The following is a 13,343-nucleotide window of genomic DNA, read 5'->3' as shown; positions in this document are numbered from 1 at the left end:
ACTAAAGATTTTGAAGATATATAACCACCTTTCCGAATTTAAAAGGTTGAACAATGCGGTTGCAACCATAGGTACTTTTGACGGCGTTCATTTCGGACATCAGAAAATTATTAACAGTCTTTGTGAACTGGCGAAGGCGACCGGTGGCGAAAGTGTGATCCTTACCTTTTTCCCTCATCCCCGGTTGATTATTGATCCTGAAAACCAGGACCTGAAAATGATCAATACTATTGAAGAGAAGGCAGAGATATTGGCTGCTCTGGGCGTTGATCATTTGATCATCACTCCATTTACCCGCGATTTCTCTAATCTCAGGCCGGCAGAATACATCAAGAACATCCTGGTAGATACCATTGGCATTAAACAGCTGATTGTTGGTTATGACCATCGTTTCGGAAAAGACCGTTCAGGTGGCATGCTTGACTTAGTTGCTTTTTCAAAACCCTATGGTTATGAGATTGAAGAAATTAAAGAGCAGGACATCAATGACGTTGCTGTCAGCTCTACTAAAATCAGGAAATCACTGCTCGAAGGACAAGTAGGTTTGGCGGCAGAATATCTGGGTTATAACTTCTCTTTATACGGCCCGGTAATTAAAGGAGATAAAATAGGCCGTACTATAGGCTTTCCAACAGCGAATATATTTATTGAACAACCCTATAAAATCATTCCATCAGACGGTATTTATGCCGTAACTGTAGAAATGGAGAAAGAGACTTATAAAGGGATGGCTTATATAGGTCAGCGTCCCACAATCAATGGAATGACCAGGAATATAGAGGTTAATATTTTTGATTTCGACCAGGAGATTTATGGCCAGTACATCAAAATGAACTTTATGGAATTCCTTAGACATGATGTGAAATTCACCGGACTGGAAGCACTTAAAATACAACTACAAAAAGATAAAGAAGATACACTAGCCTATTTTGCACAACAGGGCTAATTCAAATATGTGTCATTTTTGCTCAAAATAAACGTCAATTCACTAAAGAAAACGCCTCTTTTTTTGTATATTTACAATAATGAGGCGTTTTTTAATGATTATCACAATCTTTTTCATTACAAATTCATGCTTTGCATTAAAGCCTGGGCGCATTCAGGCTGCCTGTTTATCGGCTTTAGAAATTAAACCACTTTCCCTTCATCATCAGTTCAATAAAACGCAGCAAGAAGGCGTATCTAACTTAAACGGAGACAATTCAGAACATCCTACCCTGGTACAACAAGGCTTAAATAAACAATCTATAGCCTGTTTACAACTTTTTCGTCTGCCTGAAGGTAAATCGGTCAGAAATACTCCCTTAAAAGCCTATAACGGGCAAACACAATTTCATTATAACTTCATATACGACTTCTTGTATCCTAACCATGTTTTCTGGTAATGTCTTAATCACAAAACCACTAACCCGTTTTTTTACAATTAAATATTATGTATGTTACACCTACCCGTATTAATAACTGATTTAGGCTTAATACTTGCAGCGGCTGGAATTACGACCCTGCTTTTCAAAAAGATCAAACAACCACTTGTACTCGGTTATATCCTTGCCGGTTTATTGGTTGGCCCTCATATTAACTTTATTCCTACCGTAACCGACAATGAAAGTATCCATATCTGGGCTGAAATTGGGGTTATCTTTTTACTTTTCAGTCTTGGACTGGAATTCAGTTTCAAGAAGCTGGTGAAGGTCGGAGGCTCAGCTTCCATTACAGCTATCGTCGAAGTCGTTTGTATGCTGCTCATCGGTTTTGTTGCCGGAAAGGCTATGGGCTGGAAAACGATGGATAGTATTTTTCTCGGAGGGATTCTGTCCGTTTCCTCTACCACCATCATTATCCGGGCCTTTGAAGAGCTCGGCGTTAAACATAAGAAATTTGCAGGTCTTGTCTTCGGGGTCCTGATTGTAGAAGACCTTGTAGCGATCCTGCTGCTCGTGCTCCTTTCTACATTAGCCGTGAGTCAGCAATTTGCCGGAGCAGAAATGTTTTTCTCTATCCTGAAGCTATTATTCTTCCTGATCCTGTGGTTCATCGGAGGTATTTTCCTGGTTCCTACTTTCCTGAAGGCGACAAAAAAGCTCATGAACGACGAGACTATGCTCATCGTTTCCATAGCCTTATGTCTGCTGATGGTTTTACTTGCCGTTAAAGTCGGCTTCTCTCCTGCGCTGGGTGCATTCATTATGGGATCTATCCTTGCTGAGACCACACAAGCAGAGAAAATTGAGCACCTTACTAAATCTGTAAAAGACCTTTTTGCAGCTATATTCTTTGTATCCGTAGGGATGCTGATTGACCCAAGTATCCTGATCGATTATGCCGTACCTATCCTGATCATTACTATCGCTACTGTTCTGGGAAAATTCCTGAGTTCGGGATTAGGTGCATTACTCTCCGGACAGCCCTTAAAAACATCCGTACAAACCGGAATGAGTTTAGCGCAGATTGGTGAATTCTCCTTTATCATTGCAACCCTCGGGCTCACCCTGAAAGTAACCAGTGATTTCCTTTACCCGATCGCAGTGGCTGTCTCAGCAATCACAACCTTTACCACCCCCTACCTGATCAAAGCATCAGAACCCTTTTATCTGTTCCTGGAGCGTACCCTTCCAAAAAGCTGGGTAGCTGCTATCAACAGGTATAGTTCAAGTACCGCAGGAATTACGACAATGAGTGACTGGAAAACATTATTAAAGTCATATACCTTCAATACAATTATCCACTCCGTAATTCTGATTGCCATAATCTTTTTAGGCTCTCGGTACCTGCATCCATTTATCACAAAAAACCTCATTAACGGCAATAAAGGGATCATCATCAGTCTGATTATTTCCCTGATCTTTATGGCTCCCTTTTTATGGGCGCTGGCGATCCGCAGAATCGAACGGAAAGCACACTCCCACTTATGGCTGAATAAAAAATATACCCGTGGTCCACTAATTGCGCTGGAAGTCTTAAGAGTTGCCCTGGCTATATTTGCCGTGTGTTTCCTGATTTTCCAGTTCTACAATACCTGGATAGCCATGGTGATTGCCTTAATCCTGATTGTTACCGGGATGATTGTTTTCAGCAGAAAACTACAGGCCTTCTATGACCGTTTAGAACACCGCTTCCTTTATAACCTGAATGCCAGGGAAGAGCAAAACAAACAGCCTGAAATCTTACCATGGGATACCCACTTAACAGAGTTGACTATCGCTCCTGAATCCTCCCTTGTTGGAAAATCCCTGATTGAATTAGCGGTCAGAGAAAAATACGGCGTAAACATTGCCCTGATTGAGAGAGGCAACATGATGATCCCGACTCCCGGACGTAATGAACGCCTGTATCCAAATGACAAAGTAATGCTGATCGGTACAGATGATCAGCTGGCAGCAGTTGGAGAGCTTTTTAAAGGGACTAACAACGAAAACCAGGAAAGTGCATTCCCTAAAAAGGATATGACGCTTCAAAAAATAGTTATTAATACTTCTTCCCCCGTATTTGCTCAATCCATCCGGGAATCCGGCATCCGGGAAAAAACACAAGGTCTGGTCGTTGGCATCGAAAGAAACGGCATTCGTATCCTCAATCCAGATTCCGATCTGATATTTGAGAATGAGGACATCGTATGGATTGTAGGGAATAATAAAAAGATCCCCGACCTGCTGAAGAAAGCTTAAACTAATTAATTTTCTTTTTATTCAATTAAACCATTAGCTTCGTTAAGCGTGAACTCTGCCCAAAACCAGAGTTCACGCTCAACCTACAGCAAATGAAAATAGACCAGGAAAAGAGTGACTTTTTAGATGAAATGCTTGACCACTGGCAGGAAGAAAACCTGCTCACTCCTGCCGACATCGAGAAACTAAAAGCCAGTTATGAGGCTAAGTCATTTGACTGGCGAAGGCTGGCCCAGTACTCCTTTTGGGTTGCGATGGCCTGCGGGGTAATTTCACTCGGGGCCCTCTTAATTGACAATAAATTCCTCGACTACTTAAAAAACCTTTATGATACCCCTAACAGTATTATCAGCTTACTCTCTGCTGCAGGCGCGGGTATCCTCTATAAAATAAGCTTTACCCGGAAGAAGACCATGCCCATGCAGGTATTCAGTAATGATGCCATTATCTTCACCGCCGTTATGCTGACCGCCAATGCCATAGCCTATCTTGGTAAAACCTTTGATAAGGGCGACGGGCACTTCTCCATCCTGATTCTGCTCTCGGTCTTTATCTACGGCATATTGGCTTACCTCTTTAAATCCCGCCTCATCTGGATCTTCGTACTGATCTCACTGGGTGCCTGGTTTGGAACTGAAACCGGTTATATGTCCCGCGATAACCTTTACTTTCTGGGGATGAACTACCCCTTACGTTTTGTCGCCTTTGGACTTGCCCTGACCGTAATCTCGTTATCCCTGAAAAACGTGAAAATCTTCCGGCAATTTTACGATACCACTTACATCTGCGGAATGGTTTACCTATTCGTATCCCTGTGGCTGATCTCCGTATTCGGTAACTTCGGCACCCTCGATAAATGGTATGCCATCAAGCAGATCAGTCTTTTTTACTGGGCCATTATCTCAGCCGTAGCCTGTGTTGCCAGTATTTTCATCGGACTGAAATACCGTGACGACATCGCCCGTGAATTCGGGATAACATTCCTGTTCATCAACCTCTACACCCGTTACTTCGAATACTTCTGGGACAGCTGGCATAAAGCCCTTTTCTTTAGTGTTCTTGCTGCATCCTTCTGGTTGATCGGCCGTAAAGCCGAAAAGATCTGGAACGTTGAATTCCTGAAAAAATAGCAAGATAAAAACAAAGCCCTTCCAATGACCAGCCCAAATAAAGCAAGGAAAGCCCTGCTGCTACTCACACTATGCCTGACCCTGTCCCTATGCAGTAAATCGACCAACTTAAACGCACAGGAGAAACGCAAGGACAGCTTAAGAGCAGATTTTACGAGTTTCACCAAGCTTCTGAAAAACAACTATCCCTCCCTTTACCGCTACAACAGCCAGTCAAAAATGGATGCGCTGCTCGACAGTACCTATAACACCATTCAACCAAACACTACAGATTTTGAATTTTACAGACTCTTAAAAAAGACGCTCAGTACTATTAAAGATGGGCATCTATACTGCAGCCTGCCACCAGCCCTGCAAAAATACCGCGAAGAAAAAGCCAGGTTCTTTCCACTGAAACTCTACTTTACAGACCAGCATACCTACTTGTCAAGCCCAAACAATACTGAAATACCTTTAGGCTCAGAAATTCTGGCGATAAACAATCAACCCATTGAACGCGTCAGAAAAAATGCGATGGAATACATCGTTTCTGACGGAAATATTCAGACTAAAAAGCAGAAAATATTAAATGACTTCTTTTACTTCTATAATTACTTATCCCAAGGCGAGCAGCCCTATTACGAAGTTAAATTCAAAGACCCCGAAGGAGCTATAAAGCAAATCAAAATTACCGGAAAACCAGAAAAAGAGCTCGTCAGCGATGAAGAGGAAAATCAACCTGAAAAACACCTGCAATTAACACTAAAAGCCAGTAACACAGCCATACTCACGATCAAAACGTTTGAGAAGTCCCAACTGGAAACAACCGGAGAAAACTTCCCCGAATTCCTAAAAAAATCCTTTGCTACCCTTCACCAAAAACAAATAAAAAAGCTAATTATCGATCTCCGTGGAAACGGAGGTGGCAGAGACACCTATGGCCCGCTACTTTACTCTTACCTAACACAAAAACCATTTCAATACTACAAAAGTCTGACGACAGCCACAGCTGACCTTCCATACGAACAATTTAAAAGTAATATCTCCTCCTACAATAACCTGAACAAGGAGATGCTCTTAAAAAACAGCCAGCATAACTACCAATTAAAAAACACAGCTCACGCTAACTTACAGCAGACCTATCCCCAATCAAATAATTACACAGGAAAACTTTGGCTCTTAATCGATGGCCTATCATTTTCAACAACAGCAGAATTCTGTGCCATAGTATCCAGTAACAACCGTGGGAAATTTATCGGAGAAGAAACCGGGGGCACCTATGAAGGCAATACATCCGGCGTACAAATAGAATCGACCTTGCCTAACACTAAAATCCAAATCTCGTTTGGTACTGTTCAATACGACATGTCCGTAAAACCAGCAAAAAAAGCAGCAAGAGGGATCATACCTCAATACAAAATCCAGCAAGACATCAGTGGTAAAGCAGATAGTCAATTAAACTATGCGCTGAAACTAACTGAAAAATAATAAAAGATATTTTTCCTGTAGAACCAGAAAATGAAAAGAAAAAGTTCTTTCTAATAGGTGGGAAGCAACCCTAATAGCGATCCAACAAGTGATCCAATTAACAATCCAACAAGCAACCCTAATAGCGATCCAACAAGTAATCCAATTAACAATCCAACAAGCAACCCTAATAGCGATCCAACAAGTAATCCAATTAACAATCCAACAAGCAACCCTAATAGCGATCCAACAAGTAATCCAATTAACAATCCAACAAGCAACCCAATCGCGTCATCACACTTTCCTTGTAGCGCAATCCTATTGTTACTCCATAAAAACCTTACGTATCGAAAATAAAAAAAACCTGGTATGTGTTTTCAAGACCTCATTCCCGTTCGGGGAATGCCAGTCAGAAAACACATACCAGGTTTTTTTTATTTCCCTAAGTACACGAGCCCAAGTTTAACAATATGATAAGCGGAAAGTGCGAAAAACAACAGTGCGATCGCCCTATTAACCACATAACTACTTAAAGCAAACTTCGTTTGAATATACTGAGCAAACCTTGCAAAACCATATAAAGCCACAGCAGCACCGATCCCCGACCCTATACTAAACACCGTCAACGACACATACCCAATATCAATCCACTCATGAGAAATCAAGTACGTCCCCACGAACAACCAATAAGGAATCTGCATTGGATTCAGCACACCAAGTAACATCCCATACCTGATACTATCCTTTTTTGAATAATCAGCCTTAGGCATTTCCTTCCTTGACCGCCACGTAATAACCCCTAACACTGTGAACATGACAATCATGACCACATCAATATAATTGCCCACTTTGATCTCGCTCGACAACCACTGTACGAACCTCATTACACCAAAAGTGAACAAAACCTCTACCGCAGAAAAAGCCAGGATAAAATACAAAGCCTGTTTTATCCCACGAGTAATAGTAATCTGTACCACCGTAAGGTTGATATTTCCAGGCGGAATATACCCTATCGAATTTAGAATTATCCCGAGGAATAAGGTTAGAAAAAGCATGCGCTAATATAAAATTAATTAATCCGTACTACTTATAAAAAAAGAGCTGACGAACAAACATCAGCCCTTAAAAATCATGACTATACCAAAGAAGGTTTTAAATGCGGCAGTAAATATTTTGCAGTATAAGAACCCTTTGCCAAAACAAGATCCTCAGGCGTTCCCTCAAAAACAACACTGCCACCACCATCACCACCCTCAGGCCCAATATCAATCACCCAATCCGCAGACTTGATCATATCCATATTATGCTCGATCACTAAAATCGTATTTCCCTGCTCAATCAACGTATTCAAAGCAATCAACAACTTCTTAATATCATGGAAATGCAGACCAGTAGTCGGCTCATCAAAAATGAACATCGTTTTACTCGCACTATTTCCCTTAATTAAGAATGAAGCCAGCTTAATCCGCTGCGCCTCACCACCAGATAAAGTATTAGAACTCTGTCCCAAATGAACATATCCCAAACCAACATCCACAAGCGGCTGTAACTTATTTAAAATCTTAGGCTCATTCTTGAAAAACCCAACCGCCTCATCAATCGTCAAATCCAGAATATCGGCAACATTCTTCTCCTGGTAAGTAATATCAAGAATCTGCTGCTTGAACCTGCGTCCACCACAAGCCTCACAAGGCAGGTAAATATCCGCCATGAACTGCATTTCAATCTTCACCTCACCCTCACCCTGGCAAACATCACAACGGCCACCCTCCACATTGAAAGAAAATGCCGCAGGCTTTAACCCCGCCGCCTTCGCAGCAGGCAAAGCAGAAAACAAAGCACGTACATCGTCCCAAGCCTTCACATACGTGACAGGATTAGAACGCGAAGAACGGCCAATCGGATTCTGATCTACCATTTCTACCTGGCTGATCAGCTCATAATTGCCGAATATCCCATCATACAAACCCGTCTGTTCACCAGCATAATTACCAATTGCCTTTTGCAGCGCAGGATATAAAATCTTTTTGATCAGACTCGTTTTGCCCGATCCCGAAACCCCGCTCACTACCGTAAAAACACCAAGCGGAAACTTCACCTCAATATTCTTAAGATTATTCTCCCTTGCCCCCTTGATCAGAATGTGGTCAGCCCACTTTCTTCTCACCGCAGGAATAGCTATATTTTCTTCGCCCGACAAGTATTTCCCCGTCAAACTCTTTTTATCCTTAATAATCTCCTTATAAGTACCCGTAAACACCAGGTTCCCCCCTAAAGTACCCGCCTCAGGGCCAATATCAATAATATGGTCCGCAGCCCTCATCATTTCCTCCTCATGCTCTACCACAATTACTGTGTTTCCAACATTACGCAAAGACTGTAACACCTCAATCAGCTTATTCGTGTCCCTTGGATGCAAACCAATACTAGGCTCATCCAGCACATAAATAGAACCCACCAGACTACTGCCCAATGAAGTTGCCAGATTAATCCGCTGAGACTCCCCGCCCGAAAGTGTATTGGACAACCTGTTCAAAGTTAAATACCCCAAACCAACATTGTTCAGATACAACACACGGCTCGTTACCTCTGCCAGTAAACGTTTCGAAATCTTAACATCCGTTTCAGAAAGCTCCAGGTTATCAAAGAAATCCTGGATAATAGATAAAGGCATCAATACCACATCTACAATCGACTTTCCGCCAATCTTAACATAAGAAGCATCTTTACGCAACCTTGAACCCTTACAATCCGGGCAAATAGTTTTTCCGCGGTAACGCGACAACATTACCCTGTATTGTATTTTATAAGTCTGCTGCTCCAGCTCCTCAAAAAACGCATTCAGTCCCTCAAAATATTTATTACCCGTCCAGACTAACCGCTGTTCCTTCTCCGTTAACTCATTAAACGGTCTGTGAATAGGAAAATCAAACTTCGAAGCATTCTTGATCAGCTTATTTAACCACTCCCGCATTTTTTCACCACGCCAGGGCGCAATAGCATTGTCATAAAGACTCTTGCTCTTATCAGGAACAACCAGGTCCTCATCAATTCCAATCACATTTCCATAACCCTCACAACGCTTACAAGCACCATAAGGATTATTGAAACTGAAGAAATTTGGTGTAGGTTCCTCAAAACGAATCCCATCTAACTCAAAGCGATCACAGAAATGAGTGGTTTTACCCTCATGCTCTACATAACAATCCCCCTTACCCTCGAAAAAGGCAGTCTGGATAGAATCAGCTAACCTGCTCATCGTTTCATCATCGTTATGAAAAACAATCCGGTCAATCAGGATCTTAATTGTTTCAGAATCTTTAAGCTCAGTATCCTTAAACTGCTCATCTTCCAGTACAGCTTCAATTTTATGAACCGTATCTCCAAGATAAACCCTTAAGAACCCCTTCTGCAGTAATACAGCCAGCTCCTCCTTAACAGATCTGTTATTATGCGGATGAAGCGGGCAGAAAATTGTAGCCACGCTATCCTCTCCAAGTTTGGATACAAAATCAACGACCGTACTAACCGTATCCTTTTTCACTACAACCCCGGATCCCGGAGAAATAGTTTTGCCAATTCTTGAAAAAAGCAATTTCAGATAATCGTAAATTTCTGTTGAAGTACCAACCGTAGATCTCGGGTTAGATGTAATTACCTTCTGTTCAATTGCGATGGCAGGGGCAATACCTTTAATATAATCAACATCCGGCTTGTTCATCCGGCCCATAAACTGACGGGCATAAGAAGAAAGACTTTCTACGTACCTTCTTTGTCCCTCAGCGTACAGCGTGTCAAAAGCAAGGGAAGATTTCCCTGAACCCGACATCCCGGTGATGACTACCAGCTTGTTTTTTGGTATTGCAACATCAATATTCTTGAGGTTATGTACCCTGGCACCCTTGATAATAATGTTTTTATGTGGATCTTTCTCCGTTTCCTTACTCATTGACTTCCTTATAGGATTTGCTAATATAACCCAAAAAACACAAAATTAGTTTGTAGGGAGAATGCAAAAATACGGCTCTTTAAACTAATTTAATTTTTTTTACTACTTTTATTCTTGTAATCTGATAAAAAAATGCTTCTTTTGAACTTGTAACACAATCAATTAAATCACCATTTTTAAAAAACATAGGAGAACCACTATAGCAAAAACATCTACTCAATCTTTTTTTAGCACACCAAGCAAGGGAATTTAGTTTAGATAATCCTATGAAGTTACAATCATATAGTGATCAGGAATTAGTGAAGTTATACCTGAAAGGAAATGAATCAGTTCTCGAAGAACTCCTGAACAGATACAAATCCAAAATATATACTTCCATATATTTACTGGTTAAAGACCAGTATTTAGCAGAAGATATTTTTCAGGATGCTTTTATCAAAGTCATCAATACACTCCGTTCAGGAAGGTACAATGAAGAGGGTAAATTTTTACCGTGGGTCATGCGTATCGCACACAATTTAGTTATCGATTATTTCCGACGTGAAAAGCGTGCTCCGGTAATTACCAGTGCAGATGGGACCGATGTACTTAATATGCTGCAAATTCACGAAGAAAATGCAGAAGACAAACTACTGAGAGAACAAACCCATACTGACCTGCGCGTATTGATCCAGCTTCTTCCCGACGAACAGAAAGAAGTATTGATTATGCGCCATTACGCAGACCTTAGTTTTAAAGAAATAGCAGATCTTACCGATGTAAGTATCAATACGGCATTAGGCCGGATGAGATACGCGTTGAGTAATCTCCGTAAAATGATGAAAGTGAAGGAAGTAACTTAATATAGGCTGATCATTTGTTGGAAATATATTTTTTATCGTTTTAGCGGTGTTCCTATTAGGGCAGAATTAAACCACTGAACCCCTGTAGTGCCCATAAGTACAATAAAACAGGCAAACGGAAAAAACAATATGCTCTGATGAAAATAAATGTTGAATTGTTTCGTTAAATTAGAAAACAAAAACAGTTTAATGCTTATGATAACAACCTCTACTCCTATCTCAAATTCCCACTACTTAAATCAGCATGCTGACAATATAAGTAGTGAGTTTTTTAACGACCTCGATTTAATGTTTTACGAAAGCATTAAATCTCAGATGGACCTGTTGAACAAAAACCCTGATGAGGAAACTATTTCCAAAATCCTGGCTTATTCCAAGTCTCTGTAATCAATCTAAAAGACAAAGCTGCCAGTGATGGCAGCTTTTTTTGTTTTATCTTTGCCCCACTATGCTTAAAAAAGAAAGGTATAAACAATTTGTAGCCTATTTTTCTGCTAAACAGCCCGATGCTGAAACAGAACTTCATTACAATAACCCTTTTCAGCTGCTGGTCGCTGTAATTTTATCCGCACAATGCACCGATAAAAGAATCAACCAGGTTACACCCGCTTTATTTCAACGCTTCCCGAATGCGAAAGCCCTTGCAGAAGTTACCCCCGATATTGTTTTCGACTATATCAGGAGTGTAAGTTATCCGAATAACAAAGCGAAACACCTGGTCGGTATGGCTAACATGCTGTTAAATGAATTTAATAATGTGGTCCCCTCAGCTATTGACCAGTTGCAGAAAATGCCCGGAGTGGGCAGGAAAACAGCCAATGTGATTGCATCAGTAATCTACAATGCACCAGCAATGGCCGTAGATACCCATGTATTCCGTGTAGCCAACCGTATCGGGCTAACTACAGGTAAAACGCCGCTCGCAGTAGAAAAGGATCTGGTTAAGTATTTACCACAGGAAACTATTCATGTGGCCCATCACTGGCTGATCCTTCACGGCAGGTATGTATGTGTTGCACGATCCCCAAAATGCAATATTTGTGAAATCACTTCGATCTGCAAATACTTTGAAAAATTAAATAAGCCCGCTAAAGCTATTAGCCAGGAAACAGATTAAATTCAACAATTTTAGATATTTTATTATTTATTGAAAATAATTACTTATTTTTGCTAAATAAATTAGTATAATTACTACTGTATATAGTTTTAAATATTTTATATTTACGACCTAATTAAATAAGATGATCCCAAACCCAGATAAATTAAAAGCATTACAACTTACATTAGATAAGTTAGAAAAATCTTACGGTAAAGGTGCCGTGATGAAATTAGGTGATACACCTACTGAATCTATTGAGTCTATCTCAACCGGCTCTATTACTTTAGATATCGCTTTAGGTATTGGTGGTGTACCAAAAGGACGTGTGATCGAGATTTACGGTCCGGAATCTTCTGGTAAAACTACTTTGGCAACCCATATCATTGCTGAAGCACAGAAAAAAGGTGGTGTAGCCGCATTTATTGATGCAGAGCATGCTTTCGATAAATTCTATGCAAAGAAATTAGGTGTAGATGTAGACAATCTTTTGATTGCACAACCAGATAACGGTGAGCAGGCTTTAGAAATTGCTGATAACCTGATCAGATCAGGAGCTATTGATGTAATCGTGATTGACTCGGTTGCAGCTTTAGTACCAAAAGCAGAGATTGAAGGTGAAATGGGTGATTCTAAAATGGGTCTTCAGGCACGTTTAATGTCCCAGGCCTTAAGAAAACTAACAGGAACAATCGCTAAAACAGGATGTTGCTGTATTTTCATCAACCAGTTACGTGAAAAAATTGGTGTGATGTTCGGTAACCCGGAAACAACAACAGGTGGTAACGCTTTGAAATTCTACGCTTCTGTACGTCTTGACATCAGAAGAACTTCCCAGATTAAAGATGCTGATGAAGTTTCAGGTAACAGGGTAAAAGTAAAAATCGTTAAAAACAAAGTAGCTCCTCCATTCCGAATTGCAGAATTCGATATTATGTTTGGTCAGGGAATCTCTAAAGTTGGTGAGATCATCGACTTAGGTGTAGACTTCAATATTGTTAAAAAAGCAGGTTCATGGTTCTCTTACGGTGAAACTAAATTAGGACAAGGAAGAGACGCAGTTAAACAACTGCTATTGGACAACCCGGAATTAGCTGATGAAATCGAAAGAAAAATCAGAGAAGAAGTAACTGGTGAGAAATTAGAAGAATTGTTGTAAGCTCAACATCAATATACAAAAAAGCGGTATGTCCTAAATGGGGCATACCGCTTTTT

Annotated in this window: 11 protein-coding genes; 9 read left to right on the top strand and 2 right to left on the bottom strand. The window is 40.7% G+C overall.

Annotated features, from left to right (window positions below; genetic code table 11):
• The first annotated feature begins 10 nt into the window (after window positions 1-10).
• The 5 genes from LY11_RS09810 (at window position 11) to LY11_RS09790 (ending at window position 6,262) form a co-directional block, all read left to right on the top strand.
• Complete coding sequence (locus LY11_RS09810; protein ID WP_111633541.1) at window positions 11-946, top strand: bifunctional riboflavin kinase/FAD synthetase; 936 nt, start codon at window positions 11-13, stop codon at window positions 944-946.
• Between the two features lie 94 nt (window positions 947-1,040).
• The gene (locus LY11_RS09805; protein WP_111633540.1) at window positions 1,041-1,385 is read left to right on the top strand and encodes a hypothetical protein; all 345 of its coding nucleotides are present in this window, start codon (window positions 1,041-1,043) and stop codon (window positions 1,383-1,385) included.
• 51 nt (window positions 1,386-1,436) lie between these two features.
• Window positions 1,437-3,665: a cation:proton antiporter domain-containing protein gene (locus LY11_RS09800; RefSeq protein WP_111633539.1), complete on the top strand. Its 2,229-nt coding sequence runs from the start codon at window positions 1,437-1,439 to the stop codon at window positions 3,663-3,665.
• A 92-nt stretch (window positions 3,666-3,757) separates the two neighbouring features.
• Window positions 3,758-4,795, top strand: coding sequence for a DUF2157 domain-containing protein (locus tag LY11_RS09795; protein WP_111633538.1), 1,038 nt, complete (start codon window positions 3,758-3,760; stop codon window positions 4,793-4,795).
• 24 nt (window positions 4,796-4,819) lie between these two features.
• On the top strand, window positions 4,820-6,262 hold the full coding sequence (locus LY11_RS09790) for a S41 family peptidase (protein ID WP_111633537.1): 1,443 nt from the start codon (window positions 4,820-4,822) through the stop codon (window positions 6,260-6,262).
• Window positions 6,263-6,675: 413 nt separating this feature from the next.
• Here the strand turns inward: LY11_RS09790 and LY11_RS09780 are convergent, their stop codons facing one another.
• Together LY11_RS09780 and uvrA are read right to left on the bottom strand one after the other, a co-directional pair.
• Entirely contained in the window at window positions 6,676-7,296 is a 621-nt protein-coding gene (locus LY11_RS09780) for a LysE family transporter (RefSeq protein WP_111633535.1), read from the bottom strand.
• Between the two features lie 80 nt (window positions 7,297-7,376).
• On the bottom strand, window positions 7,377-10,190 hold the full coding sequence (gene uvrA, locus LY11_RS09775) for an excinuclease ABC subunit UvrA (RefSeq protein ID WP_111633534.1): 2,814 nt from the start codon (window positions 10,188-10,190) through the stop codon (window positions 7,377-7,379).
• A 266-nt stretch (window positions 10,191-10,456) separates the two neighbouring features.
• Between uvrA and LY11_RS09770 the strand changes: the two genes are divergently transcribed.
• The 4 genes from LY11_RS09770 (at window position 10,457) to recA (ending at window position 13,287) form a co-directional block, all read left to right on the top strand.
• The gene (locus LY11_RS09770) at window positions 10,457-11,032 is read left to right on the top strand and encodes an RNA polymerase sigma factor (protein WP_041882334.1); all 576 of its coding nucleotides are present in this window, start codon (window positions 10,457-10,459) and stop codon (window positions 11,030-11,032) included.
• A 189-nt stretch (window positions 11,033-11,221) separates the two neighbouring features.
• Window positions 11,222-11,419, top strand: coding sequence for a hypothetical protein (locus tag LY11_RS26515; protein WP_146610832.1), 198 nt, complete (start codon window positions 11,222-11,224; stop codon window positions 11,417-11,419).
• A gap of 61 nt (window positions 11,420-11,480) precedes the next feature.
• Entirely contained in the window at window positions 11,481-12,149 is a 669-nt protein-coding gene (gene nth, locus LY11_RS09765; RefSeq protein WP_111633533.1) for an endonuclease III, read from the top strand.
• Window positions 12,150-12,273: 124 nt separating this feature from the next.
• Window positions 12,274-13,287: a recombinase RecA gene (gene recA / locus LY11_RS09760; RefSeq protein WP_183868471.1), complete on the top strand. Its 1,014-nt coding sequence runs from the start codon at window positions 12,274-12,276 to the stop codon at window positions 13,285-13,287.
• The last annotated feature ends 56 nt before the right edge of the window (window positions 13,288-13,343 follow it).

It is taken from the genome of Pedobacter cryoconitis (assembly GCF_003259615.1).
Taxonomy (GTDB): Bacteria; Bacteroidota; Bacteroidia; order Sphingobacteriales; family Sphingobacteriaceae; genus Pedobacter; species Pedobacter cryoconitis.
This window is presented reverse-complemented; position numbering and strand designations above follow the sequence as displayed.